A 25,828-nucleotide genomic window follows, 5' to 3' on the forward strand; every position below is an offset into this window, starting at 1 on the left:
ATCACCGGGGGCGGTGCTCCCAGCCCCGGTCGGTACGGGTCAGTTCGCGAAAGCCCGCGCCCGTCAGGTGCCCGAGCATGGTGCTGTCCGCGGCGGATCCGTAGGCGACGAGGCGGTCCACGCCGCACAGGCGGAGCCAGTCGCCGGCGTGGCCGAGCAGCCAGTGCTCCAGGCCCGTGCCGTACTGGGCGGGTCGATGCGCAGGTTGCCGATGTCGGCCAGGGCGGCGGCCCGGGCGTGCCGTTCCGGGCGGGCCAGGGCCGTGTCGGTCTCGACGAACCCGAGGGCGCCGGTGCCGGAACGGGCCGTGAAGCGGGTGCCGCACTCCCCCAGCGTGCGCTCGACCGTGACGCCCGGCCGGGGCTCGGGCTCCGGCAGGTCGGCCACCCGGGCGATCAGGATGACCTCGGTGTCCCCGACGTGCCGGAAGCCCGCGCGTTCGTACGCGGCCCGGATGTGCGGCCAGTTGCGGGGCAGTCCGTAGACGAGGGGGGCGGGCAACGCGCCGTCGGCGTACCGGACGCGGACGTTCCAGCGGGCGAACTGTGCCAGGCACGCCCACATCAGCAGGTCCGCGGCCTGGTCGGCGTCCGGCCAGAAGGACGCCGCCGGACGGCACACGAGCCAGTTGATCTCGGCGGCGTCCCGGTAGGACGCGCCGACCTCGGCGTCGGCGCGGTAGCGCAGCAGATGGGCCGCGGCGACGACGTACTCGCGCTGCTCGGCGACGAGTGTCGTCCGCTCGGCCACCCACGGGTCGGTGATGAACTCGCCGGGCTGCCGCTCCAGGTCGCTGAGGACGGTGTTGACCGAGACCGAGACTCCGGGGACGACGGCCGCCACGTGCATGTTGACCAGGTCGGTGAGCTGGTCGCGGTCGGCTCGGCGGAAGGGGCGCACCTCGAGCGCGGGCATGGGGAACCTCCGGGTGGGGTGAAGGAGCTGGAGGCCGCCACGCGGTGCGGTACGGACCGAGGGTATGCCGGGGCCGGTGCGGCACACCAGTGGGTTTCCCCGGATGGCGGGGAGGGCGGACCGCGGCCTAGCGTGCTGGAGAGGCTCATGCCCGGGACTGCCAGCGGAAGGAACGCCATGAAGCTCGACGCACCGGTGACCGGCGGGCCCTGCTGGACCGAGCTGGGGACCGCCGATCTGGAGGCGGCCCAGCGGTTCTACACCAGACTGTTCGGCTGGCGGCCCGAGACGGACCCGCGTCAGGAGGCGGGCGGCTACACCATCGCGCACCTCGGGGACGCGGCCGTCGCCGCGCTCACCCCGCTGTACCAGCCTTCGCAGCCGGTCGCCTGGAACGTGTCGTTCGCCGTCACCGACGCGGACGCCACCGCCCGTGCGGTGACCGAGGCGGGCGGGACGGTGCTGTTCGGCCCGGCCGACGTGTTCGACGCGGGCCGGTTCCTGGTGGCCGCCGATCCGGGCGGTGCCGTGTTCCAGATGTGGCAGGCGGGGACCTTCCCGGGCGCCGGGCTGTTCAACGCGCCCGGTTCGCTGGGCTGGGCGGAGCTGTACACCCGGGATCCCGAACAGGCCGTGGCCTTCTACAGGCGGGTGTTCGGCTGGACCGTCAACGCCTCGGAGCGCTACACGCAGTGGAGCGTCGACGGGGCGGACTTCGGCGGCATGGTGACGATGGACGACAAGTTCCCGCCCGAGGTCCCGCCGCACTGGCTGCCGTACTTCGCCGTGGCGGACGTGGACGCCACGACCGCCGTCGTCCAGGCGCACGGCGACGTCCTCATGGTCCCCACGTCCGTACCCGACGGACCGCGCATCGCGGTGCTGCGTGATCCGCAGGGGGCGATGTTCGGTGTGTACCGGGCGGGCGACTGGGGTTGAGGTCATGCCGGCCGGCCCCGCCGGTGGACGGTTCAGCTCCGCAGCGCGCCCAGGCGGCCCTCCAGCTGGCTGAGCAACTCACCGAGCAGGGCGGCCAGTTCACCCTGCTCGGGGCCGTCCAGGCCGGACAGGACGGCGGTCTCGTAGGTGAGCTGGGCGGGCAGGATGCCGTCGACGAGTTCACGTCCGGCGTCGGTGAGGCGGAGATGGACGACACGCCGGTCGCGGGTGTCGCCGCGGCGTTCGACGAGACCGCGTTCGGTCAGCTGCTTGAGGCGCTTGGTGACGGCGGCGCCCGAGGAGAAGGTCTCCCGGGCCAGCTCCCCGGGCGTCAGCTCGTGCCCGGTGCGGCGCAGCGCGCCGAGCAGATCGAACTCGGGACGGCTGAGCCCCGCCCTGCGCAGGGGTGCGTCCTCGGCCTGCTGGAGGAGGGCGGCGCAACGGTTGATCCGCCCGATGATCTCCATCGGTCCGGTGTCGAGCCCGGGGTGCACGGCCTGCCACTGCCGGACGACGGCGGCGACGGTATCGCCCCGCCGACGGCCGCCGAAGTCCCCATCGACGGCCGGGGCATCACCGTCCGGATCCCATCCGGCCGCGGGGGCATCACCGGCCAGACCGCCTCCAGGCGCAGGGGCCTCACCGGGCAGAGCCCCTCCAGGCGCAGGGGCTTCGCCACCCGGGCCCCCTTCAGCCACCCGGCTGTCCCCCACCGGCTCTCCTCCGGCCACCGGCCTCGGGCCCGCCCCCGGGTCGGCCCCCGGGTCGGCCCCGGTCCCCGGCTCCGGGCCGCCGCCTGGCCCGCCCCCGTCGGCCGATGGTCCATCCGTCGCCGTCATGGCCGTGCGTCCTCCGTCTCTGTGTCCGTGCCCCGGTCCGGGAGCAGCCCCTGGCGTCGTGCCGCCGCGGCGAGCGTACGGTGTCCGGACTGCTCGGCCAGTACGACCCGCTCCTGGGGCAGGGCACGCTGCCACCATTCGCCGGCCGCGGCGTCGGCGGTGGCGCGCAGCTCGGCCAGGGCGACGGCGAGTCCACGGCCGGCGGCGGCCAGGGCGGCGGCGTCGGCGTCCCGCTCGGCCAGGAGGCGGGCGACGCGCTCGCGGGCCCGGTCGGCGGCGGTCAGGGCCTGCTCGACGCGGCCGCCCGCACGCCGGTTGGTGACGGCCACGGCGGCGACGAAGCCGACCAGGGCCCCGACGACCGTGTCCACGACCCGCTCCGTCATCAGCTCACCCGGCTTCTGGTACCCGGCGAACTCGGTGATGAGCAGCGCCATGGGCGTCACACAGACGCTGCCGAGCCAGTAGTTGCGGCTGATCAGCAGCTCGGCGCCGAAGCTGAAGGCGAGGCAGCACAGCACGAGGGCCGCCTGGCCCAGGTGCGCGAGCGGTGCGACGGCCGCGAAGACGAGCACTCCGACGACGTTGCCCACGACGCGCTGGACGGCCCGGCTCCAGGTCAGGGCGATGTTCGCCTGGTAGAGCGAGGCGGCGGTGACCAGGGCCCAGTAGGGGCGGCCGACGCCGAGGGCCAGGGAGGCGTAGCCGGCGAGCGCGCAGCCGAGCGCGGTGCGTACCGCGAGCGGGGTCAGCGGGCCCAGCCGCGCCCAGAGACCACGGGAGGCGTCCACACCGAGCAGTTCGTCGGCGGCCGCCCGCGGCAGCCCGGTCTGCGGGACGGGCCCGGTGCCGCGCAGCGCGCCCGCCCACGTCCGCAGACGGCCGGCGTCCGCCTCCGTCGGCGCGGCGAGGGCCACCTCGGCACGGACGACGAGCCGTTCGAGCGCGCGGCGGGTGCGGGAACGGGCACCGGCGGACAGCAGCGCCTGCCATGCGGCCTGCACGGCGGCGTAGCCGGCGGCCCGGGCCCGGGCATGGCCCTCACCGGTGCCGCCCGTCCCGGCGTACGCGGCGGCGGCCCTCAGCGCGGCGGCGGTGGCGCGCCGCTCCGGGCCGTGCGGGCGGACCAGCGCCGGCGCCATGCAGACCAGCCAGGCCCAGACACCCGTCGTGGCGGCCAGCGCCAGATGGCCGGGGACCTGGGCGAGGGTCTGCGGCGCGAACAGGGATGCGGAGCTGACGAAGGTGAGGACCACGTTGCCGGGCGGCCCGACCCGGGTGGCGTCGCACAGCATCTTCTGGACGGCGGCCAGCAGAGCGCCGACGGTGACCAGCACGACGGCACTGCCGGTGAGCGAGGCCGCGACCAGGGCGACGGCGAGCCCGCCGAGCATGCCGAGCACCACCCACACCAGGACCCCGGCACGGGCCGCGTACGGCCGGTTGTGGGCGTACAGCGCGCACAGGGATCCGGCCATCGTGTACATCGCCAGGTCGAGCCGGCCGAGCGCCAGCAGGATGAGAGCGGGCGGAGCGATCGCCGCGACCACGCTCAGCGCGGGCTTGAACCAGATGTCCGAGGGGCGGCCGACGCGCAGCACGCCCGCCAGCGGGAAACGCCGGGCGGGCGGGTTGGCGGAGGCGGGGGGCGCACTGCTCATGGGGCATAAGATTAACAGGTGTTTTACCCGTAAAGAATTTCCCTCGCCTAGCCCTCACCTGTGTGCTCCGCCGGATGCTCCCCGTATACACCCTTGCGCTCGCGTGCGCGCCGCATGGCCCGGGCATCGATGGACCGACTGCCGAGCTGACCGACCGTCGAGCGGGGAGGTGCGCGTGCACGGACCGGCTTCGTCCGGCTGGCTGCTGGTGGCGCTCTGCGCGGTGACCGGCGCCTACTGCCTGGTGCGGATGCGCAGCGGTGCCGGGGAGGAGCGCGGCGCCGCGGGCGGCGAGGCGCTGATGGGCTTCGGGATGGCCGCGATGGCCGTGCCGGCGGCGGTGTTCACTCCGCCCTCATGGGCCTGGCCCGTGTACGCGGTGGTGTTCGGGGCGGCCGCGCTCCCCGCGCTGTGGGCGGCGCGGGCCGGCGTGCACCACCTCCACCACCTGGTGGGGGCCGGGGCCATGGTCTACATGTCCGTCGTCATGGCCGGCGCTCCCGCACACGCGCACGGACAGGGGGGATCGGGGGTCCCCCTCCTGACGGGTGCGCTGCTGCTCTACTTCGCCGGATACGTGTTGCTGACCGGCGTCCGTCTGGTGCCGGTGGCCGCCGTGGTGGGAAGCGGGACCGGGGGCGGCGGGGCCGCCGGGTGGGGTGACCGGCCGGAGCTGGCGCGGGCCTGCCGGCTGTCCATGGGGATCTCGACGGTGGCGATGCTGCTGACGCTGTGAGCGGGACCGTCCCGGTACGCCCGTACGGATCCGTTGCCTGCGTCACTTCGGCGCCACAAGTCGTACCCCTGAGCGGCGGGTCACTCATAGGCTGCGCCTCATGATGCTCCCCGCGGCACTGTTGCTGCTCGGCGCCCTGATCGCAGTGGTCGCTCCCCGGCTGCTCGCCCGTGCGGACTGGCCGGATCGTGAGCCGGTGGTGGCGCTGTGGGTGTGGCAGTGCGTGGTGGCGGCCGTGCTCGTGTGCTGTGCGCTGGCGATGACGCTCAGCGCGGCGGCGGCCTGGCACGCGGTCGGCGGGCCCGTCTTCGCGACGGCGCCGGGCCCGGTCGCCGAGGCCTACGCCCTCGGTACGGCGGGCCCCTGGGCGGCGGTCACCGCCGTGGCGCTGGCCGGCGGCGGGCTGTGGAGCGCGGCGATGCTGGTCCGCGAGATCGGCGGGGCACGCGCCCGGGGCCGCCGTCGGCGTGCCGATCTGCTGGTCAGGGCGCCGCTGATGCCGGGCGAGGTGGCCGTGTCCGGTCGGCTCGTCGTCCTGGAGAGCGAGCGGCCCGACGCCTGGTGGCAGCCCGGCACTCCGCCGCAACTGGTCGTCACCACGGCCGCGTTGCGCCGGCTGAAGGGCCGGCAGCTGGACGCCGTGCTCGCCCACGAGCAGGGACACGCGCGGGCCCGGCACGACTGGCTGCTGAACAGCTCCTCCGCACTGGCGGGCGGCTTTCCGCAGGTACCGGTGTTCGCCGCCTTCCGCGACGAGATGCACCGCCTGGTCGAACTCGCCGCCGACGACACCGCGTCCCGCCGCTTCGGCCGCCTGACCACGGCCCTGGCCCTGGTCGAACTCAACGAGCACCGCGGTGTGTTCGGCCCCTGCCCGACCCCGCAGGCGCATGTCCCGGCACGGGTGCACCGGCTGCTCACTCCCCCGGACCGTCTGCCCCCGGTACGCCGGCTGCGGCTGACGGCGGCGGCCGCGCTGGTGCCCGTGGTGCCGGTGCTGGTGGCGTTCGGGCCGGGGCTGCGGGCGCTGGGATAGCCGAGGCCCATGACCTGGGGCGCCGGTGGCGTCCCTGCCGATTGCGTGGGCGCTGGAGGGGCGTCAGGGTGGCCGAAGTATGCGGTTCGGTGCCCGAAGATCGTCGCCGTACTGGATCCGGAGGCCCCGGTTCGGCGAGGATCGCATCATGAACGCCCCGTCCGTCGACTCCCCGCCCCGCCCGCAGCACCGCACCGCCGCCCGGTCGGCCGGCGTCCTGGCGCTGTGCTCCGTTCTGCTGCTGACCCTCGTCGCGGCGAGATGGAGTCCGTTGATCAGCGCGGACGGAGACATCTCCGCCACCGCCCACCGCTGGGCGGTCGAGGAATCCGGCGTCACCCAGGCGTGCCGCATCCTCACGGACTGGGTGTGGGACCCGTGGACGATGCGACTGCTGTGCGCGGTCGTGGTGGTGTGGCTGGTGGTGCGCTTGGCGGCGCGCTGGACGGCGGTGTGGCTGGCGCTGGCGGTCACGCTGGGCACGCTGTTCCAGCAGGCCCTCAAGGCGCTGGTGGACCGCCCTCGCCCGGTCTGGCCCGACCCCGTCGACTCGGCCCACTACGCGGCCTTCCCATCCGGCCACGCCATGACCGCCACGGTCGTGTGCGGCCTTTTCCTGTGGCTCCTGCGCCGGCACGGCGTGGGCCGTGCCGTGTGGCGTACGGCCGTGACCGTGGCCGTCGTGTCCGTGGTCGGCGTCGGGCTGACCCGTGTCTGGCTGGGCGTCCACTGGCCGTCGGACGTGGTGGGTGGCTGGCTGCTGGGCGCGACCGTGGTGGCCCTGGCCGTGTGGACGCACGAGCACCGGCAGCCGCGCACCCACCCGGACAGCGCCTCGTAGGATCGCCCCATGACCGCTGTGCTGTTCGACTTCTCCGGAACGCTGTTCCGCGTCGAGTCCACCGAGTCCTGGCTGCGCGGCGTCGTCGCCGACGCGGGAGTCCTCTTCACCGAGGCGGAGTTGACCGCCGCCGTACGTGCGCTGGAGGAGGCGGGGGCGCTGCCCGGCGGTGGTGCTCCCGCACGGGTGCCGGCCGAACTCGCCGGCTCCTGGCTGATCCGGGATCAGAGCGCCGCACTGCACCGGGCCGCCTACACCGGCCTCTCCCGCCAGGTCACGCTGCCCGACCCGGCGTTGCACGACGCGCTGTACGACCGCCATATGACACCCGCGGCATGGACCCCGTACCCGGACGCCGTAGAGGTGCTCCGCACCCTGCGGGAGCGGGGCGTGCCCGTAGGGGTGGTCAGCAACATCGGCTGGGACCTGCGCCCGGTGTTCCGCGAGCACGGCCTGGACCGCTACGTCGACGTGTACGTCCTGTCGTACGAGCACGGCATCCAGAAGCCCGACCCGCGGCTGTTCGCCACCGCCTGCGAGGCGCTCGGCGCCGACCCGCGCCGGACGCTCATGGTCGGCGACGACCGCAGGGCGGACGGCGGGGCCACCGCCCTGGGATGCGGGGTGCACTTCGTGGACCACCTGCCGGTGACCGACCGGCCGGACGGGCTGCGGCCGGTCCTGGACCTGGTGAGCTGAGGTCACCACCAGGTCACGTGGTCATCTGCTCGCCCGCCTCGGACGATCCCCCGTGTCGCCCGAGGCAGACGGCATCCCCGGCCATGACCGCGCGGTCCTGGCCGGATGTCCCCGAGTATAGTTGGCTGGCAGCCAGTCAACGCAGGAGTTTCAGCATGTCCCCGCGCAGCGCCTCGGTCAATGAAGAGTTGCGGAGGCGTTCCAAGGAGCGGCTTCTCCAAGCGGCGGTCGAACTGGTCGGCGAGCGCGGCTTCGAGGCCACGACGCTCGGGGACATCGCCGACCGGGCGGGCTCGGCCCGCGGGCTGGTCTCGTACTACTTCCCGGGCAAGCGCCAGCTCGTGCAGTCCGCCGTGCACCGGCTGATGCACCGCACACTGGAGGAGGCGCTGGAGCGCGAGCCGCGCACCGAGGACGGCCGGGAGCGGATGGCGCGGGCCATCGACGCGGTCCTGAGCCTGGCCGGGGACCGGCCCGTGCTGATGCGCCAGCACATGGCCGGGCTGTTGCAGGCCGAGGGCTTCGTGTCCTGCCCGGAACAGCGGCGCCTGGCCGAACTGCTGCGGGACACCGTCGCCCGGCACGGCTCGCGGGACGTCGACAGCGACTATCCGATGCTGCGGGCCCTGCTGATGGGGGCCGTGTACGCGGCCCTGGTGCCGGGGGTGCCGATGCCCGTCCCGGTACTGCGGGCCGAGTTGTTCAAGCGCTACCGGCTCGACTGGGAGCTGGGTGTCCCGCCGGAGACCGGAGCCTCCGGCGGGAGGGGTGACAGGGATCTGTCGCGGTTCTTCGCGACCGGGGCCGCACCGGAGTGCGACCCGCGGGCTCAGCCGAAGTAGTCCGGCTGAGTCTGCACGTTGAACTCACGCAGGTGGACCCACCGTGCCGGGTCCGTGCGCCGGTCCTTGATCTTCAGGACGTCGAAGCCCTTGGTGATGTCGTTCGAGTAGATGTAGCCGTTGTAGTAGTACGCCGACCAGGAACCGCCGAAGGTCAGTTGCTCGGTGCTCGCCGGGCCGCGTTCGAAGTAGGCGATCTCCGTGGGCTTCGACGAGTCGGTGAAGTCCCAGACCGAGACACCGCCCTGGTACCAGGCCTGGACCATCAGGTCCCTGCCCTTCACCGGGATCAGCGAGCCGTTGTGGGCCACGCAGTTCTCGGTGTCCGCCTGGTGGCGGGAGATCTTGAAGTAGCTGCGGAAGACGAGTTTGCGCTTGTCGCCCTTGCCGACGATGTCGTAGATGCCGTCGGCACCGCGGTTCGGGCCGGTCGCCACGTTGCAGGTGGGCGCGGGGCCGCCGCCCAGCTCGTCGGTGAACACCACCTTGTTCGCCTTCTGGTTGAAGGTCGCCGAGTGCCAGAAGGCGAAGTTGACGTTGTCCTGCACTCGGTCGATGACCTTCGGGTGCTCAGGGTCCTTGACGGAGAACAGGATGCCGTCCCCCATACAGGCGCCCGCGGCCAGGTCCGCCGAGGGCAGCACGGTGATGTCGTGGCAGCCGGTGGTCTTGGACACGCCCGGGTTGGTGGGCCCGCCCGGGTTGCCGCCGCCGTCCGGGCCCTCGCCGGGGAACAGCACCGGGAAGCCCACGACCGCCGCCTTCTCGGGAGCGTTGCGCGGCACCTTGATGACGGAGATGCCGTCGTGCGGCGGCCGGCAGTCCGGGTACGTGGCGTTCGGCGAGTACGAGGAGACGTACACGTAGACGTTCCGCCGCTCGGGCACCAGCGTGTGGGTGTGCGAGCCGCACGCGGTCTCGACGGCGGCGACGTACCTCGGGTTCCGCTTGTCGCTGATGTCGAAGACCTTCATGCCCTCCCACGAGGACTTCTCGGTCGCCGGCTGCGTGGTGCTGCTGCAACTGCTGTCACTGCGTGAGGAGTCGGTGGACAGGAACAGCAGGTTGCCGGAGACGGAGATGTCGTTCTGGGAGCCCGGGCACAGCACCTGGGCGACCGTCTTCGGTGACCTCGGGTTGCTGATGTCGAAGACGCGGAAGCCGTCGTAGTTGCCGGCGAAAGCGTACCTGCCCTGGAAGGCCAGGTCCGAGTTGGTGCCGGGCAGCACGTCCTTGGGGACGTTGGCTACGTGCTCGATGTTCGCGGAGTGGGCGATCTGGTCCTGGCCGGGTATCTCGCCGTTCTCGATGGCCTCGCGCGCCTCGGCCTGCGCGCTCTTGGAGACCTCCTTCGGCTTGGGCGGGACGTCACCCGGGTCGGGGGTGGCCCCTGCCGGCGCCGCCACGAGGAGCGCGGCCAGCACTCCGCCGGCGATCGCGCCGGCTCCCAGGCGTCTGCGGCGTGTTCTGGGGTCGTTGAACAGGATCACTGTTTTCCTCCCTGGTTCCGTTCGCTGTTGGAACGGTTCACGCACCACGCAGTATCGTCCTCGTCATGCACATACCAAAAGGCGGCAACAGGATCTTAAGGAAGTCGCTCGGTCAATGACCCGCGAGCATGCCCGAATGGCCGTAGGTATCGCCTGGTGTCCACCAGCACGCCTGCCACAGGAGGTTGTTGTGCCCTTCCGCCGCGCGTCTCGCACGTCCGTCGTCATGACGGGGCTGGCCGCCCTGGCCGCGCTCACGGCCGGGGGTTGCGACTCCGGTCCGGACCGTGAGCCGGCCGCCGCGGACGGACCCGCCGTGATCGCCCCGGGCAAGCCCGGCGAGGCGAACCGCACCCTGTCCGCCGAGGAAGCCGCCGACCGGCACGCGGAGAACGACTCCCCCAACTCGGCGGATGTCTCCTATGCCCGCATGATGATCGAGCACCACGCCCAGGCCCTCGTGATGACCGAACTCGCCCCGGAGCGCGCCGAGTCCGCGAAGGTGAAAGGGATCGCCGCACGGATCGCCGCCGCCCAGAAGCCGGAGATCGAGGCCATGAAGGGCTGGCTGAAATCGCACGGGAAGCCGCTGGAGGCCGAGCGGCACGAACACGCCACGATGCCCGGGATGGCGACCGAGGCACAGCTGAAGGAGCTCCGCGCGGCGGACGGAAAGGCGTTCGATCAGCTCTTCCTGACGCTGATGACGACCCATCACCAGGGCGCGGTCACCATGGCCGCGGACGTGAAGGGGCAGGGCAACAACATCCGGATCGAGGAGATGGCCGACGAGGTGATCGCCCAGCAGACGAGCGAGATCTCGCGCATGCGGGACATGCTCTAGCGGGTTCCGGTCCCGGTCGAACGCCGGGCCGGACCCCTCAGCGCCCGGCGCGACGCGGGGTCAGGAGTCCGGCGTCCCGGGCCTGGCCGATGAGTCTGAGGGATGTGCGGCGGCTGTGTCCGGTCGCGCACATCACGGCGAGGACGGGATCGGCACCGTCCCGCTGTGCCGCGCGGTACTCCTGCGCCACCAGCCGCCGCCCTTCCGCACCGCACGGCCAGGCCGGCCGGGCCCGCCGCCCCTGGCCTCCGCCGCCTCCCGGAGCCGTCCCGGCACCGGCGCAGCACGCCTCGGCCAGCGAGTCCTCGATCCAGTCGGCGAGCACCGCGAGATCGTCGGCGGACAGCGCGGGCTGCGCGCGTACGTCCTCGACGCCGACGCGTCCCCCGGCCACGACGGCCAGCGCGTCGACGCGGGCGCCGTCCGTGAAGGCCAGCCGGACGTCGAACCACCGCATGGCGTCGTCGTTCTCCCGCACCTCCCACGCGGGCCGCACGGACACCGCGCTGTCCGCCGGAGAGCGATCAGAAAGATTAAGAAAGGATGCTTCCAGCACACACAGAACGTAACCGAATGATCACATTCCCTATAGATCGGACACGCACCCCGAGCGGAGCACGGCACCCTGTCAGCGGAGCCCGGCCGGTGCGATGCTGGAGACATCAGCGCCTCCAGCGATCCCTCGGGATCCCCGGGTAAGGAGTTCCGCCGTGCTGCGAGTCGCCGTCGTAGGCTCCGGGCCGAGCGGGTGCTACACCGCCCAGAGCCTCGTCCAGCAGGACCCCGAGGTGCGCGTCGACGTCCTGGACCGGCTGCCGTGCCCGTACGGCCTGGTCCGGTACGGCGTGGCTCCGGACCACGAGAAGATCAAGTCGCTCCAGAACAACCTGCGCACCATCCTGGAGCACGACCGGGTCCGGTTCGTCGGAGGCGTCCAGGCCGGCCCCGGCGGGGTGCCGGTCGCCCGGCTGCGGGAGCTCTACCACGCGGTGGTGTACTGCGTGGGCGCCGCGACCGACCGGCATCTGGGCGTCCCCGGGGAGGACCTGCCGGGCAGCTGGTCGGCGACGCAGTTCGTGTCCTGGTACAGCGCCCACCCGGATGCCGTGGACGCCGGGTTCCTGCGGGACGCCCGGTCTGCCGTGGTGATCGGCGTGGGGAACGTCGCCGTGGACGTCACCCGGATGCTGGCGCGCGGCCTGGCCGAGCTCAGCCCGACCGACATGCCACAGGCGGCCCTGACGACACTGGCGGCGAGCCGGGTGACGGAGATCCACATGGTGGGCCGGCGCGGCCCGTCCCAGGCCCGCTTCACCACCAAGGAGCTCCGCGAACTGGGCACCCTGCCGGAGACCGACGTCATCGTGGACCCGGCGGAGCTGGCCCTGGACCCCGGGTACACCGACCCGTCCGCACTGCCCGCCGCGCAGCGCCGCAACGTGGAGGTGCTGCGCGGCTGGTCCGAGACTCCGCCGAGCGGCGCCCCGCGCCGGATCCGCCTGCGCTTCTTCCTCCGCCCGGCCGCCCTGCTCGCCGAGCAGGGCCACGTGGGCGCGGTGCGCTTCGAGCGGACGGCACCGGAGGGGCACGGCGGCGTGACGGGCACGGGCCGGTTCGAGGACGTCGAGGCACAGCTGGTGCTGCGTTCGGTGGGCTATCGCGGAGTGCCGCTGGAAGGGCTGCCCTTCGACCCGGACAGCGGCACGGTGCCGAATCTGGCCGGGCGTGTCCTGCGCGAGGGCGTCGTCACACCCGGCGAATACGTGGCCGGCTGGATCAAGCGGGGCCCGACAGGCGTCATCGGCTCGAACCGCCCATGCGCGAAGGAGACGGCGATGTCCCTGCTCGAAGACGCCCCGGCCCTCGCCCGGAAGAACGTCGCGGAGGACCCGGTCACGGCACTGCGCGCCGAGGGGGCCGACCCGGTCGAGTGGACGGGCTGGCAGTCGATCGAGCAGGCGGAGGCAGTGCTGGGAGCGTCGCTCGGCAGGAACGTGGTGAAGCTCCCCGACTGGCAGTCCCTCATGACCGCCGCGCACGGTGACGCGCTCTAGCCTCCACTGACAGCCTGCCGGCCCGCGGCATCGAGCAGGGCATCCATGAGCCCCGGGAACAGCTCGTCCAGATCGCCCCGCCGCAGCCCGTTCATCTTGGCCGTCCCCCGGTACACCTGCCGGATCACCCCACTCTCGCGCAGCACCCGGAAGTGATGCGTGGTCGTGGACTTCGTGACGGGCAGGTCGAAGTGCGAACAGGACAACTCCCCGCTGGCCGCGGCGAGTTCCCGCACGATCCGCAGCCGCATCGGGTCGGAGAGCGCGTGCAGCACACCTTCCAGCCGGATCTCGTCGCGCACGGGATGCGGCAGGTCGCGACTGCTGACGGCGGGAGAGGTCACGGCGGCTCCACTTTCTTCGGGGATCCCATAGTACGAGAGTCCTCGTAGTTTGACATCCACCGTACTACGATGCCTATCGTACGAGTCGACATCGGCCCCGTGACGAATGGAGTCCGCCGTGACCGTGCTCTTCGAGCCCTACACCCTGCGCGATGTGACGATCCCGAACCGCGTGTGGATGCCCCCGATGTGCCAGTACTCGGCCGCGCCGGAGGGCCCGGAGACCGGCGCCCCCAACGACTGGCACTTCGCGCACTACGCCGCCCGCGCCACCGGCGGCACGGGCCTGATCATCGTCGAGGCCACCGCGGTGTCCCCGGAGGGCCGCATCTCGCCGTACGACCTCGGCATCTGGAACGACACCCAGGTCGAGGCGTTCCGCCGCATCACCCGCTTCCTCGCCTCACAGGGCACGGTGCCTGCGATCCAGCTTGCCCATGCCGGCCGCAAGGCCTCGACCGACCGCCCTTGGAAGGGCGGCGCCCCGGTCGGCCCGGACGCCCACGGGTGGGACTCCGTGGCGCCGAGCCCGCTCGCCTTCGACGACCGTCACCCGGTCCCGGCCGAGCTGACCATCGATCAGATCAAGGACATCGTCGGGCAGTTCGCGGCCGCGGCCCGTCGCGCGCTCGCCGCCGGTTTCGAGATCGCCGAGATCCACGGCGCCCACGGCTACCTGATCAACGAGTTCCTCTCCCCGCACTCCAACCACCGCACCGACGCCTACGGCGGCTCCTACGAGAACCGCACCCGCTTCGCACTCGAAGTCGTCGACGCCGTACGGGAGGTGTGGCCGCAGGACAAGCCGCTGTTCTTCCGCGTCTCGGCGACCGAATGGCTCGACGAGGGCGGCTGGACCGCGGACGACACCGTCCGCTTCGCCGCCGACCTGCGGGCCCACGGAGTCGACCTGCTGGACGTCTCCTCCGGTGGCAACGCCTCCGGCGTGCGCATCCCCACCGGCCCCGGCTACCAAGTACCCTTCGCCGCCCGGGTGAAGCAGGAGACCACGCTGCCGGTCGCCGCGGTGGGGCTGATCACCGAGGTCGAGCAGGCCGAGAAGATCCTCGCCAACGGCGAGGCCGACGCGGTCCTGCTGGGCCGCGAGTTGCTGCGCAACCCCTCGTGGGCCCGGCTCGCGGCGCGGGAGCTCGGCGGTGAGGTGCGGGTGCCGGACCAGTACCACCGGTCGGTCTGAGCCGGCACCCGAGCCGGGAGGCAAGCGGTCAACCTCAACCGGTCGCGCACGCCGTCCCGTTGAGCGTGAACGCGGCCGGGGCGGCGCTGTTGCCGCCGTGAGCGGCCTGGTAGCCGATGCTCACGCTCGCGCCCGGCGCGATGGTGCCGTTGTAGGACACGTCGGCCGCGGTCACCGACCCGGAGGAGGGCGTGTACGTGGCGCCCCAGCCGCCCGTGACCGTCTGCCCAGCCGGGAGCGTGAAGCCGAGCTTCCAGCCGTTGACCGTCGTCGTGCCGGTGTTGGTGATGGTCACGGAGGCGGTCAGGCCGGTGCTCCAGGCGTTCACCGCGGCCGTCACCTTGCAGGCGCCGGGCTGGGGCTGGGGAGCCGGGCCCGACTTGTCGAGACCGAAGAAAGTGAGCACGCGGGATGCCATTCCGTGGGCGTACAGGTTGTGGCCGACGCCCTGGAGGCTGATCGCCTCCACGGGCGCCTGGTCACCCGTGCCGCCGTAGCGGGTGCGGGTCCAGCCGGACTGGGGTGTGTCGGTGGCGGCCGGTGTCTGGCTCACGCCCTGCACGTTCGTCCACTGTTTTATCTGCTCGCCGAAGTTGGGGTAGCGCAGGACGTCGTCCTCGGTGCCGTGCCAGATCTGCATCCGCGGGCGGGGTCCGCTGTAGCCCGGGTACGCGTTCCGGACGAGGTCACCCCACTCCTTCGGGGTGTGGGTGACCGTGCCGCCCGAGCAGTTGCTGTTCCACTCGGAACCGTCGGTGGTGGCGAAGCAGGCGAATGGCACGCCGGAGAAGGCGGCGCCCGCCGCGAACACGTCGGGGTAGTCCCCGAGCAGGACGTTCGTCATCATCGCGCCGGAGGAGATGCCGGTGGCGAACACCCGGCCGGTGTCGGCGTCGTAGGTGCGGGTCACCCAGTCGATCATCGACTTGATGCCGACCGGGTCGCTGCCGCCGCCGCGGCGCAGCGCCTGGGGCGAGGAGACGTCGAAGCACTTGCTGCTGCGCGTGACGGACGGGTACAGCACGATGAACCCGTACCGGTCGGCCAGAGTGTCGTACTCGGTGCCGTTGTACATGTCCGGGCCCGAGCCGGTGCACCAGTGCACGGCGACCACGACCGCCGGGTTCGGCGTGACGCTCTCCGGCACGTACAGGTACATCCGCAGGTTGCTGGGGTTCGTGCCGAAGCCGGTGACCTCGGTGAGGGTCGCGGCGGGCACGGCCTTCTCTCGGGCTGAATCACCGGCGGAATCACGGGCGTTCTCACGGGCGGCGGCCGCGGGCGCGGTGAGCACCGTGGCCGCGAGCAACGGCAGCAGCGCGGCGAGGAGCGTGGCGAGGAGTGCGGCGGGCATCGACCGCAGCGGTCTCCTCGTCGTGGGGTGGGGGGTGGCAGGCACGTCCGGGGTCCCTTCGGTTGTGAGGCGCCCTTCGGTGGTGAGGCGCGACTCGCAGGACGTCGTACGGCGGTTCAGCAGGTGGAGTTCGTGCGGGTCAGCAGGGCCGGCCCCCAGGGCAGCCGGTGGTACTCGCCGCTGGAGACCGGGTCCGTCCCGAGGCTCCGGCGCCCGGCGGCGCCGGCGCCGGGGCCAGGACACCGGCGGTCGGCAGCATGAACACGAGTCCGCAGGCGAACGTACGCATGCGCGGAGTCCTCATCGACCCGCCCTCTCCTCAAGGGAAGCGTCCGATCCGCATGGTGACATGGACATGGCCGCCATGGAAGCGCTCCCACGCCACTTCCCCGGCGTCGGCGGCTCCGACCAGGTCCGACCGAATGTGTTCTGTGCGAGGCGTTGACTAGAAAGCGCTTGCCCCCTACGTTCCGTTCAGCAGTGTGACCCGGTAGCGCCTCCGCCAAGGCGCCCGCCGGAGCCTGCCGGGCTCAGGGACGTGCACCCCTGGGGCATGGCAAGGTCTCCGATTCAGTCGCACGCAGCGCGCGCGGTGAACAACATGGCGAACGTCATTCATGTACATGACCGACCTGGCACCATGAAGGCACCACGAAGGGACGCACCCCACATGCGTACTCAACCCCCACGCACACATGTCCGCAGATCCACCCTGGCGCTCGCCGCCGCGTCCGCACTGGCGACCGTGACGGTCCTGGCCGTTCCCCAGCCGGCCGGGGCCGCCGAGACCTCTCCGGTCGGGTTCGGCGCGGGGACGACCGGCGGTGGCAGCGCCTCGGCGGTCACCGTCTCCACCCTGAGCGCCTTCAAGTCGGCCGTGACCGGCAACTCGGCCAAGGTCGTCCGGGTCAACGGCCTGATCTCGCTGAGCGGTCAGGTCGACGTCGGATCCAACACGACCGTCCTGGGCGTGGGTTCGGCGTCCGGGTTCACCGGCGGCGGACTCCGGCTGAAGAAGGTCTCGAACGTCGTCATCCGCAATCTCAACATCAGCAAGCCGGTGGCGCCGGCCGACGGCATCACCGTCGAGGCGTCCAGCAAGGTCTGGATCGACCACAACTCCTTCTCGGCCGACCGCGATCACGACAAGGACCACTACGACGGTCTGCTGGACGTCAACCACGGCGCGGAGAACGTCACGGTGTCCTGGAACACCTTCAAGAACCACTTCAAGGGCTCGCTCGTCGGTCACAGCGACAACAACGCGAGCGAGGACACCGGCCGGCTGAAGGTGACGTATCACCACAACCACTTCGCCAACGTGTACTCGCGCATACCCAGCCTGCGCTTCGGCACCGGGCACTTCTACAACAACTACGTGGAGGGCGCCGACACCGCCTGCCACTCGCGCATGGGCGCCCAGATGCTGGTCGAGAACAACGTCTTCCGCTCGACGAAGGTCGCGGTCACCACGAACCGCAGCAGCGACGTCGACGGATACGCCAACCTGCGCGGAAACGACCTCGGTGGAGCCGCCACCGAGATCTCGCGGGTCGGCACCTTCACCAGCCCGCCGTACGCCTACACGGCGGAGCCGGCCTCGTCCGTCGTCGCCTCGGTGACGTCGGGTGCGGGCGCCGGAAAGCTCTGACACCCCGTCCGCCCGGACACCCCGTCCGCCCGGACACCCCGTCCGCTCGGACCCCTCATCCGCTCGGACCCCTCATCCGCTCAGACGACAGAAGGAATCGGGACATGACTTCTGCGACACGTCCGCGCGCCCGCAGGCGCGCGCTGACCGGCGCGCTGGCCACCCTCGGCCTGTCGGTTGGCATGATCATGACCACCAATGCGCCGACGGCGAGCGCCGCCACCTGGCCGGCCCCCAACGGCAGCCAGGGGACCTCCTCCACCATCTCCGTGTCCGGTACCAAGGACTACGGGATGAAGCGGTTCTACGGCACCGGAGCCCTGGCCGGTGACGGCCAGGAGGAGGGCCAGGACCCGATCTTCAAGCTCGCCGACGGCGCGGTGCTGAAGAACGTCATCCTCGGCGCCCCCGCGGCCGACGGCATCCACTGCCAGGGCAGCTGCACGCTCCAGAACGTCTGGTGGGAGGACGTCGGCGAGGACGCCGCCACCTTCCGCGGCGGCACCGGTGCCACGTACCACGTGATCGGCGGCGGCGCGAAGAAGGCGGCGGACAAGGTCTTCCAGCACAACGGCGGCGGCACCCTCAACATCTCCAACTTCGCGGTGCAGGAGTTCAAGACGCTCTACCGCTCCTGCGGCGACTGCTCCACGCAGTACACCCGCAAGGTCAACCTCAACACCATCGACGTGACCGGCACCGGCTCCACCGCCCGGCTCGTCGGCATCAACGTCAACCGCAACGACGTGGCGACGCTGCGCGGCATCACGATCCGCAACGACGCCGGCCGGAAGGTCGTCCCCTGCCAGAAGTACAACAACAACACCGCCGTGGGGACGGGGCCCGACAGCAAGAACTGCCTCTACTCCACCTCGGACATCACCTACAGGTAGTCCCTGGGGCAGTTCCTCGGACAGACAGTCCCCCCACGGTGAAGACGGCCGTGCGAAGCGTCCTGGCGGGCGCTTCGCACGGCCGTGCGCGTCATACGCCCCGCACGCGCGCCCGTACCTCGCCGATCAGCTCCCGCTGGTAGTCGGTGTAGGCGGCGCGCAGCCCGGCTCCCGGCCAGTGGGCCGGCAGGAGACCGGGCGGCAGGACGGGGTCCGCGAGCAGGTGCCGCACGACGGCGGCGAAGGCGGTCAGGCGGTCGGCCGGGCCGGGTGTCCGGGCGATGTGGTCGAGCAGCGCGCGGGCCGTGGCGGACCAGGCGTCCAGCGGCCACAGGCTCCGGACCAGGTCGCGGGCGGGCCGGTCGGGGCGGGCCGTGTAGTGCTGGGCCACCCGGTCCAGGTCGCCGGGGAGGGCGCGGGCCAGGTTGGCGGGGCGGAGCCAGACGCCCTCGCGGAGTTCGGCGAGCCGGAGGGCCGCCAGCCGGGCCCGCAGGTCGGCGCGTTCGGCGGGGCCGCGTCCCGTCGCGGTGATCACCACCATCTCCCAGTCGCCGTCCCACGCGCGCGTGCGCGGGTGCACGGCGTCGTCCTGGCGGCGCTGGCGATCCAGCAGCCGGTCGCTGAGGCGGTAGCCGGTGTCCGTACGCCGCAGATCGCCGGCGGCCACCATCCGGCTCAGCGCCGCCCGCAGTGTGGAGCCGCCGACGCCGAAGCCCTCCACGAGCCGCACGAGCTCCCGGACCGGCAGTTCGGGGGGATGCGTTCCGAGGAGCAGGCTCAGCACGACCGACCGCGCGGACAGCGGCCGCAGATCGAGCGCGCCGGGCCGCGCCGGGACGTTCATCGGCATGGTCACGTACTGTACGCGGCGGATTTCCGTGTTGCAGGATTGCTGCGGCCGCAGGAGGAGTGCAACACTCGACGCATGGTCTCGACACTCGACGAACAGCGGGCGTCCGGCGGACCCGCCACGCACGACGTCACGAACCAGGCCCCGCCGCTCGCCCCGTACGACGCCTCCGAGGACACGGCTCTGCTGGAGGGGCTGCGGCGGGAGGGCGCCGGGTGGGCGGAGGAGGACCTGCGGCGGCTCGGCAGGCAGGCCGGCAGCGTCCAGGCGCAGGAGTGGGCCGACCTGGCCCATCGCCACGAGCCGGAGCTGCGGACGCACGACCGGTACGGCAACCGCGTCGACGAGGTCGAGTTCCACCCGAGCTGGCACCACCTGATGCGCACCGCGATCGCGGAGGGCCTGGCCGCGTCGCCCTGGGCGGACGACCGTGCGGGCGCCCACGTCGCGCGGTCCGCGGGCGGACTGGTGTGGGGCCACACGGAAGCCGGGCACGGCTGCCCGACGTCGATGACCTACGCGGCGGTCCCCGCGCTGCGCAGGCAGCCGGAGCTGGCGAAGGTCTACGAGCCGCTGCTGACGAGCCGGGAGTACGAGCCCGGGCTGCGGGTGCCGACGGAGAAGCGCGGGCTGCTGGCAGGCATGGGGATGACCGAGAAGCAGGGCGGATCCGACGTCCGGACGAACACCACGACGGCCACCCCCACGTCGGAATCCGGGGTGTACACCCTGCGCGGGCACAAGTGGTTCACGTCTGCGCCGATGTGCGACGTGTTCCTGGTGCTGGCGCAGGCCCCGGGCGGACTGTCCTGCTTCCTGGTGCCGCGCGTGCTGCCCGACGGCACCCGCAACACCTTCCGCATCCAGCGGCTGAAGGACAAGCTGGGCAACCGCTCCAACGCCTCCTCCGAGCCCGAGTTCGACGGGACCGTCGCCTGGCTGGTCGGCCCCGAGGGACAGGGCGTCAAGACCATCATCGAGATGGTCAACTGCACGCGGCTGGACTGCGTGATGATGTCGGCCGCGCTGATGCGCAAGTCGCTCGTCGAGGCCGGGCACCACGCGCGGCACCGCAGCGCGTTCGGCGCACGGCTGGTGGACCAGCCGCTGATGCGCAACGTTCTGGCCGATCTCGCGCTCGAGTCCGAGGCCGCCACGACACTCACCTTGCGGCTGGCCGGGGCGGCGGACCGGGCGATCCGCGGCGACGCCCAGGAGACCGCGTTCCGCCGCATCGCCACCGCCGTCGGCAAGTACTGGGTGACCAAGCGGGGTCCGGCCTTCACCGCGGAGGCGCTGGAGTGTCTCGGCGGCAACGGCTACGTGGAGGACTCGGGCATGCCCCGGCACTACCGCGAGGCTCCCCTGCTGTCGATCTGGGAGGGCTCGGGGAACGTCAACGCCCTCGACGTGCTGCGGGCGCTGAGCCGCGAACCGGGCACGGTCGAGGCCCTGTTCGGCGAGTTCGCCCGCGCCCAGGGGGCGGACGCGCGGCTGGACGCGGCCGTGGCGCGGCTCGGGAACCGGCTGTCCGGGGCGTCGCAGACGACGGCCCGCCGTCTCGTGGAGGAGATGGCTCTGACGCTCCAGGCCTCCCTCCTCGTCCGGTACGCCCCGCCGGCGGTCGCCGACGCGTTCTGCGCGACCCGGCTCGGGGGCGACTGGGGGTACGCGTTCGGGACGCTGCCGGAGGGTGCGGACCTCGACGCGATCGTGGACCGCGCGCTGCCCGGCGGTAGCTGAGCGGCCCTCCCCCGGCGGCGACCGAGCCACTGTCGGCCAACGGGCACACGGTTCGCGGACAGTCACCTCCCGATTCCGCTTCGTTGTCAGTGCCGTGGTGCAGACTCCCCGTCAGTTGGCACTTCGCCTGGGGAGGACAACGTGTTCAGGGGGATCGACGAGGTCGACTGGGCCTCGCTGCGGCATGCCTACGGCAGCGCGGAGGATGTGCCCGGACTGCTCCGGGGACTGGCCTCCGCCGACCGGGCCGAGCGGGAGACCGCGCTCGACCGGATGTACGGCGCCGTGCACCACCAGGGAGGCGTGTACGACTCGACACTCGCCTGTGTTCCGTTTCTCCTCGTGCTCGCCGCCCGCGAGGAGGTGCGGGACCGGGCGGGGGTGGTGGAGCTCCTTGTCAGCATCGGTGGGTCCGAGGGTGGGGGTGGGTCCGGCGAGGACGGGGGTGGGTCCGGCGATCTCGCCGCGAAGGCCTGTGCCGCGGTGCGCGCGGGTGCCGATGTCTTCGTACTGCTGGCCGGGGACGCGGACGCCGGAGTGCGCGGGGCGGCTCCTGCGGCCCTCGTGCGGTTCCTCGACCGGCCGGCTCGTGTGCTCGCCCTGTTACGGGAGCGGATCACCGTGGAGCGGGACGACCGGGTCCTGCTCGCCCTGGCCGAGAGCCTCGGCCTGTTCGCACGGCGGCACCTGTCGGCCGGTGACTGCCACGCGGCGGAGGCGGTGGGCCTGCTGACGGCGCTGAGCGGGCCGCCTTACGGACCGGGGCTGCGCCTGGCAGCGCTCGGCCAGCTGGCGCAGTGCGCCCCGGAGTTGCTTCCCGCGGATCTCGTACCCACGGTGGTCCGGCTGCTCCGGGACAGGTCCGCACAGCGCGGTTGCGAGAGACCCGCGCAGGACGGTCCCGGTGCGGACACGCTCGCCGGGCGGCTGCGGCGCCTGCGTCCCTCGGACGAGGAGGGCTCCCGGCTGCTGCGGACCCTGCACTCCGCGCTCGACGGCCGGGTGGCCGACCGGGTCGCCCTGCTGTGCGGCCAGTTGACCAGTCCGGATGCGCTCGACCGGTGCAATGCCGTGTGGATGTCGGCCGGCCTGTTCCGCGAGTGGCGTACCGACGTGGTGGAGCCGGTCACCCTCATAGGTGCCCAACTGGGCGCCGGGGAAGGCCGGTTGCACGACGCGGCGGTCGCCGTCCTGGTGGAGCTCTTCGAACTGGCCCTGCCTGCCGCGGACCATCTGCACGCCCTGGTGACCTGCCGTCCCGAGCTTCGCGTACGCCACGGGGAGCGGGGGGCGCCGACGCTGGGTGGCCCGCTCAAGGCGCTGGCCAGGGCCGGTGACGCGCGGGCCACGCCGGTTCTGGCCGAGGTGCTGGCGGGCCCGGTCGTACCGCCCGACCTTGGGCTGGTGATCTCTCATCTGGGCCACGCTGCCGCGCCGCTCGCCCCCGCCCTGCGGCGACACCTCGCCCGCGTTCCGCTCGACGGCCCCGACACGCATGAGCGGGCCGTGCCCCTCCTGTCGGCACTCACGGCACTGGGCGACGCCGAGTCCGTGCCGTCGGTGCTGCGCCTGCTGCGTGGCATGCCGGACGGGCTGCGGCTGCGCGACGCCGTCACGGAGTCGGCGGTCCGTGCCCTGGGGGCGGTGGTCAGCGCCGCGCACGAGGCGATACCGGATCTGCGCCGACTGCTGGAGACCGACTGCGCCATCGCGGCCGGGGACGCGCTGTGGTCGGTCACGGGTGAGGCGGATGCCGTCGTGCCCGTGCTGCTCCGCAGGCTGACGGACAGCGGGAGGGGCCGGTACCGGCCGGCGTCGGCCGCCGGCTTACTCGGACGACTGGGACCGGCGGCCCGTACGGCCCTGCCCGCGCTACGCCGGATGACCGGCTCCGGTGAAGCGTCGGAACGGGCCGCGGCGGCCTGCGCGGTGTGGCGGATCACCGGGGAGCCGGAACAGGAACACGTCCTTCCCGTCCTCCGCGCCGCATGGACGGAGCACCCGCGCACCCGCACGACGATCGCCGGGTGCGTGGCAGCGCTGGGCCCCACGGGAGCGCCCCTGCACGACCTGCTGCGAGCGGAGCTCACGTCCCCACGACGGCATCGCGCCGGCTCCGGCGGCTGCGACAGCCACGGCATCCATGAGGACGAGCGGTTGTTGCGGGTGTGCCGGGGGGCGCTGAGCCGGGAGGGTGGCGGGTAGGACGCGGGATGGACCGGGTCCGCCCCCGCGCGGGCGGGACGGCTGCCTTGTCGGGCACGACCGGCCTGCCTTGCCGGGCGGAACCGGCCTGCCTTGCCGGGTGGAACCGGCCTGCCCTGTCGGGCGGGACCTGCCGCGCCCCGCCGGACGGGGACCAGCCGCCCTCGGCGGGCTTGGACCACCCCGTCCCGCATGACTGCGACCGGCCGTCCCCGTCGGGCCTGGGCCGCCCTGCCCCGCCGGACTGCGACCGGCCGCGCCCGCCAAACCGGGACCATCCCACCCCGTCGCACCGCGACCGGCCGCGCCCATCGGACGGGGACCGGTGGCTCTCGGCGGGCACCCCTGCCACGCCGGACTGCGACCAGCCGCCCCCGACGAACTGCTGATGCGGACCGCCCCGCTCCGCCGGGCCGGAACCGGCCGCTCCGGCCAGACTGGGACCGCCCGCCACATCGGACCGTGACCAGCCGCCCCGCCGAAAGCCACCCCATCGGACCGCGACCACCCGCGCCCATCGGACGGGGACCAGCCGCCCCCGGCGAACTTGGACCGCCCCGCCCCGCCCCGCCGGACTGCGAGCACCCTGCCCAGGGGGACTGCGCCCCGCCAGACCACGACCAACCCGACCAGGGGCGGACTGCGCCCCGCCGCCCCCGGCCGGACCACGACCAACCCTTCCACCGGACCGGGACCAGCCCCTCCTGTCACCCCGTCGTGCGCCCCCACATCGGGCCGAAGCGGGACCACTCGGCGTCCCACTGGTCCATGCGGCGGCGCTCCAGGCGACGGCGTACCGCGCGGCCGGCGGCGAGTGGTGCGAGCGCCGCGCAGACGCCCGCCAGGCCGCCGATCAGCGAGGCGCGTACGCGGGCCTGGGACTCGGTGACGGGGCGGGTCACCTGGCGGCCCTCGCGGTCCGTCCACACGGTGATCGGCGAACCGGCCTGGCTGCCCGCCAGGACCCGCACCTGGCCGGAGTGCGGAGAACCGTCCGCGGCGGTCCACCGTGCCTCGGCCCAGACCTGCTGGGCACGGGAGACGTCGCCGTTCTCGGAGGCCGTCCCGGGAGCCCGCTCGGCGAGCCGGGCCACGAGGGGGCGCCATTCGACGCGCTCGCGGGCCAGCCCGTCCTCGACGGAACGGCTCACCGTCAGGCCGGTGAGGACCCCGACGAACACCGTGAGCATCCACACGCCCAGCACGACCCAGGCCTCCACCCTGTCGGCGCGCCGCTTGAGCGGATTGCGCCGCCAGCGCCACAGCCACACCTTCGGACCACGTAACGCCATCGAGGGTTCCTCCTCACGAGCGCATGACCATCCCGCCGCCCTCCCCATACGGAAGAGGGCCGCTGGATGCTCACTGCACGTACCCACGAGGGGGCGCCACGGGCTGTGGCAGCGTCCTCGCGGGCAGGGCGCCGGACGCCCGTACGCGGCACCGACACGGCCCTGACCTGCGTCGGAGCCCGCTCCGGGGGTGACTGTCAGTGGTGGGGTGCAGACTGGCCCGTGTCTGAGACGAGGGCGTCGACGACGACGCCGCGGAGGTGATCGGCATGACCGAGGTACTGCTCGCCGTGGGCACGCGCAAAGGCCTGTTCATCGGGCGCCGGCGGGACGGTGGCGCCTGGAGGTTCGACGAGAGCCCCTACTTCAACGCGCAGGCCGTGTACTCGGTCGCCATCGACACCCGCACCGCGACCCCGCGGCTGCTGGCCGGCGGCGACAGCGCGCACTGGGGCCCGTCCGTGTTCCACTCCGACGACCTGGGCCGGACCTGGACGGAACCGGCCCGGCCGGCCGTCAAGTTCCCCCAGGACACGGGGGCTTCCCTGGAGCGGGTGTGGCAGCTGCACCCGGCCGCCGCCGAGCCGGACGTGGTGTACGCGGGCACGGAACCGGCCGCGCTGTACCGCTCGGAGGACCGCGGGGAGACGTTCGAGCTCGTCCGCCCCCTGTGGGAGCACCCCACGCGGTCGAAGTGGGTGCCGGGCGGTGGCGGTGAGGGCCTGCACACCGTGCTCACCGACGCACGCGATCCCAACGCGGTGACGGTCGCCGTATCAACCGCCGGTGTCTTCCGCACACTGGACGGCGGGGCGAGCTGGGCGCCCTCAAACTCGGGAGTCTCGGCGGTGTTCCTGCCCGACCCGAACCCGGAGTTCGGGCAGTGCGTGCACAAAGTGACGCGGGACGCGGCGAACCCGGACCGGCTCTACCTCCAGAACCACTGGGGTGTCTACCGCAGCGACGACGCGGGTGCGCACTGGACGGACATCGGCGAGGGCCTGCCGTCCACGTTCGGATTCGCGGCGGCCGCGCATCCGCACAGAGGCGACACGGCGTACGTGTTCCCGATCAGCGCCGACGCCGACCGGGTCCCGGCCGACCGCCGGTGCCGGGTCTACCGGACGGCGGACGCGGGCAAGAGCTGGGAGCCGCTCTCGGCGGGGCTGCCCCAGGAGGACCACTACGGCACAGTGCTGCGCGACGCGATGTGCACGGACGACGCGGACCCGGCGGGCGTCTACTTCGGCAACCGCAACGGCGAGGTGTTCGCCTCGGCGGACGACGGCGACAGCTGGCAGCAGCTCGCCGCGCATCTGCCGGACGTGCTGTGCGTGCGCGCCGCGGTCGTCGGCTGAGGCGTGGTCCAGGCGGGGGGATGAGGGGGGTACGAGGCGAGGGA

22 protein-coding genes and 1 pseudogene are annotated in these 25,828 nt (G+C 72.8%); 14 read left to right on the forward strand and 9 right to left on the reverse strand.

The features are described 5' to 3' along the window. Position 1: 1 nt before the first annotated feature. Positions 2-915: pseudogene (locus tag QC385_RS01385) on the reverse strand (N-acetyltransferase). 177 nt (positions 916-1,092) lie between these two features. Here QC385_RS01385 and QC385_RS01390 point away from each other — a divergent pair. Continuing rightward, on the forward strand, positions 1,093-1,854 hold the full coding sequence (locus QC385_RS01390; protein WP_279539371.1) for a VOC family protein: 762 nt from the start codon (positions 1,093-1,095) through the stop codon (positions 1,852-1,854). Between the two features lie 32 nt (positions 1,855-1,886). Here QC385_RS01390 and QC385_RS01395 read toward each other — a convergent pair whose 3' ends face one another. Together QC385_RS01395 and QC385_RS01400 are read right to left on the reverse strand one after the other, a co-directional pair. Further along, positions 1,887-2,504: a MarR family winged helix-turn-helix transcriptional regulator gene (locus QC385_RS01395; RefSeq protein WP_443032830.1), complete on the reverse strand. Its 618-nt coding sequence runs from the start codon at positions 2,502-2,504 to the stop codon at positions 1,887-1,889. Positions 2,505-2,689: 185 nt separating this feature from the next. Beyond that, on the reverse strand, positions 2,690-4,354 hold the full coding sequence (locus tag QC385_RS01400) for an FUSC family protein (protein WP_279539373.1): 1,665 nt from the start codon (positions 4,352-4,354) through the stop codon (positions 2,690-2,692). Between the two features lie 175 nt (positions 4,355-4,529). Between QC385_RS01400 and QC385_RS01405 the strand changes: the two genes are divergently transcribed. The 5 genes from QC385_RS01405 to QC385_RS01425 all read left to right on the forward strand — a co-directional run bounded on the left by QC385_RS01405 (position 4,530) and on the right by QC385_RS01425 (position 8,508). After that, entirely contained in the window at positions 4,530-5,090 is a 561-nt protein-coding gene (locus tag QC385_RS01405) for a DUF5134 domain-containing protein (RefSeq protein ID WP_279539374.1), read from the forward strand. A gap of 100 nt (positions 5,091-5,190) precedes the next feature. After that, the gene (locus tag QC385_RS01410) at positions 5,191-6,126 is read left to right on the forward strand and encodes a M56 family metallopeptidase (RefSeq protein WP_279539375.1); all 936 of its coding nucleotides are present in this window, start codon (positions 5,191-5,193) and stop codon (positions 6,124-6,126) included. A 148-nt stretch (positions 6,127-6,274) separates the two neighbouring features. Then, positions 6,275-6,967, forward strand: coding sequence for a phosphatase PAP2 family protein (locus tag QC385_RS01415; protein WP_279539376.1), 693 nt, complete (start codon positions 6,275-6,277; stop codon positions 6,965-6,967). Between the two features lie 9 nt (positions 6,968-6,976). After that, positions 6,977-7,666: an HAD family hydrolase gene (locus QC385_RS01420; RefSeq protein ID WP_279539377.1), complete on the forward strand. Its 690-nt coding sequence runs from the start codon at positions 6,977-6,979 to the stop codon at positions 7,664-7,666. Between the two features lie 155 nt (positions 7,667-7,821). After that, positions 7,822-8,508 carry a TetR/AcrR family transcriptional regulator gene (locus QC385_RS01425; RefSeq protein WP_279539378.1) on the forward strand — a complete coding sequence of 229 codons (687 nt, stop codon included), beginning with the start codon at positions 7,822-7,824 and terminating at the stop codon, positions 8,506-8,508. On the opposite strand, the gene QC385_RS01430 is transcribed toward QC385_RS01425, so the two are convergent. Further along, positions 8,496-9,998 carry an LVIVD repeat-containing protein gene (locus QC385_RS01430; RefSeq protein WP_279539379.1) on the reverse strand — a complete coding sequence of 501 codons (1,503 nt, stop codon included), beginning with the start codon at positions 9,996-9,998 and terminating at the stop codon, positions 8,496-8,498. The two genes, QC385_RS01425 and QC385_RS01430, sit on opposite strands and share 13 nt — an antisense overlap. A 190-nt stretch (positions 9,999-10,188) precedes the next feature. Between QC385_RS01430 and QC385_RS01435 the strand changes: the two genes are divergently transcribed. Beyond that, the gene (locus QC385_RS01435) at positions 10,189-10,842 is read left to right on the forward strand and encodes a DUF305 domain-containing protein (protein WP_279539380.1); all 654 of its coding nucleotides are present in this window, start codon (positions 10,189-10,191) and stop codon (positions 10,840-10,842) included. A gap of 37 nt (positions 10,843-10,879) precedes the next feature. Here the strand turns inward: QC385_RS01435 and QC385_RS01440 are convergent, their stop codons facing one another. Further along, complete coding sequence (locus QC385_RS01440; RefSeq protein WP_279539381.1) at positions 10,880-11,344, reverse strand: DUF6214 family protein; 465 nt, start codon at positions 11,342-11,344, stop codon at positions 10,880-10,882. Between the two features lie 208 nt (positions 11,345-11,552). Here QC385_RS01440 and QC385_RS01445 point away from each other — a divergent pair, with 208 nt between their 5' ends. After that, a complete protein-coding gene (locus QC385_RS01445; RefSeq protein WP_279539382.1) occupies positions 11,553-12,896 on the forward strand; it encodes an FAD-dependent oxidoreductase in 1,344 nt (447 codons plus the stop codon). Here the strand turns inward: QC385_RS01445 and QC385_RS01450 are convergent. After that, the gene (locus QC385_RS01450) at positions 12,893-13,240 is read right to left on the reverse strand and encodes an ArsR/SmtB family transcription factor (RefSeq protein ID WP_279539383.1); all 348 of its coding nucleotides are present in this window, start codon (positions 13,238-13,240) and stop codon (positions 12,893-12,895) included. The genes QC385_RS01445 and QC385_RS01450 overlap by 4 nt on opposite strands. Positions 13,241-13,358: 118 nt before the next feature. Here QC385_RS01450 and QC385_RS01455 point away from each other — a divergent pair, with 118 nt between their 5' ends. Beyond that, positions 13,359-14,438 carry an NADH:flavin oxidoreductase/NADH oxidase gene (locus QC385_RS01455; protein ID WP_279539384.1) on the forward strand — a complete coding sequence of 360 codons (1,080 nt, stop codon included), beginning with the start codon at positions 13,359-13,361 and terminating at the stop codon, positions 14,436-14,438. 34 nt (positions 14,439-14,472) lie between these two features. Here QC385_RS01455 and QC385_RS01460 read toward each other — a convergent pair whose 3' ends face one another. Further along, positions 14,473-15,792 (reverse strand): extracellular catalytic domain type 1 short-chain-length polyhydroxyalkanoate depolymerase, encoded by a 1,320-nt coding sequence (locus QC385_RS01460; protein ID WP_279539385.1) that lies wholly within the window; start codon positions 15,790-15,792, stop codon positions 14,473-14,475. Between the two features lie 670 nt (positions 15,793-16,462). On the opposite strand from QC385_RS01460, the gene QC385_RS01465 reads away from it, so the two are divergent. Beyond that, on the forward strand, positions 16,463-17,443 hold the full coding sequence (locus QC385_RS01465; RefSeq protein WP_279539386.1) for a pectate lyase family protein: 981 nt from the start codon (positions 16,463-16,465) through the stop codon (positions 17,441-17,443). 104 nt (positions 17,444-17,547) lie between these two features. Continuing rightward, positions 17,548-18,336 (forward strand): pectate lyase, encoded by a 789-nt coding sequence (locus QC385_RS01470; protein WP_279539387.1) that lies wholly within the window; start codon positions 17,548-17,550, stop codon positions 18,334-18,336. 91 nt (positions 18,337-18,427) lie between these two features. On the opposite strand, the gene QC385_RS01475 is transcribed toward QC385_RS01470, so the two are convergent. Beyond that, a complete protein-coding gene (locus QC385_RS01475) occupies positions 18,428-19,186 on the reverse strand; it encodes a PaaX family transcriptional regulator C-terminal domain-containing protein (protein WP_279539388.1) in 759 nt (252 codons plus the stop codon). Between the two features lie 75 nt (positions 19,187-19,261). Here QC385_RS01475 and QC385_RS01480 point away from each other — a divergent pair, with 75 nt between their 5' ends. Both QC385_RS01480 and QC385_RS01485 read left to right on the forward strand, forming a co-directional pair. Further along, complete coding sequence (locus QC385_RS01480; RefSeq protein ID WP_279539389.1) at positions 19,262-20,929, forward strand: acyl-CoA dehydrogenase family protein; 1,668 nt, start codon at positions 19,262-19,264, stop codon at positions 20,927-20,929. A 141-nt stretch (positions 20,930-21,070) separates the two neighbouring features. Then, a complete protein-coding gene (locus QC385_RS01485; protein WP_279539390.1) occupies positions 21,071-23,134 on the forward strand; it encodes a HEAT repeat domain-containing protein in 2,064 nt (687 codons plus the stop codon). Positions 23,135-23,841: 707 nt separating this feature from the next. Here QC385_RS01485 and QC385_RS01490 read toward each other — a convergent pair. Next, positions 23,842-24,426, reverse strand: a complete 585-nt coding sequence (locus QC385_RS01490) for an Rv1733c family protein (protein WP_279539391.1) — start codon at positions 24,424-24,426, stop codon at positions 23,842-23,844. 260 nt (positions 24,427-24,686) lie between these two features. Here QC385_RS01490 and QC385_RS01495 point away from each other — a divergent pair, with 260 nt between their 5' ends. Beyond that, positions 24,687-25,784: a WD40/YVTN/BNR-like repeat-containing protein gene (locus QC385_RS01495; RefSeq protein WP_336621261.1), complete on the forward strand. Its 1,098-nt coding sequence runs from the start codon at positions 24,687-24,689 to the stop codon at positions 25,782-25,784. The last annotated feature ends 44 nt before the right edge of the window (positions 25,785-25,828 follow it).

Source organism: Streptomyces sp. DH10, assembly GCF_029813805.1.
GTDB lineage: Bacteria > Actinomycetota > Actinomycetes > Streptomycetales > Streptomycetaceae > Streptomyces > Streptomyces coeruleofuscus.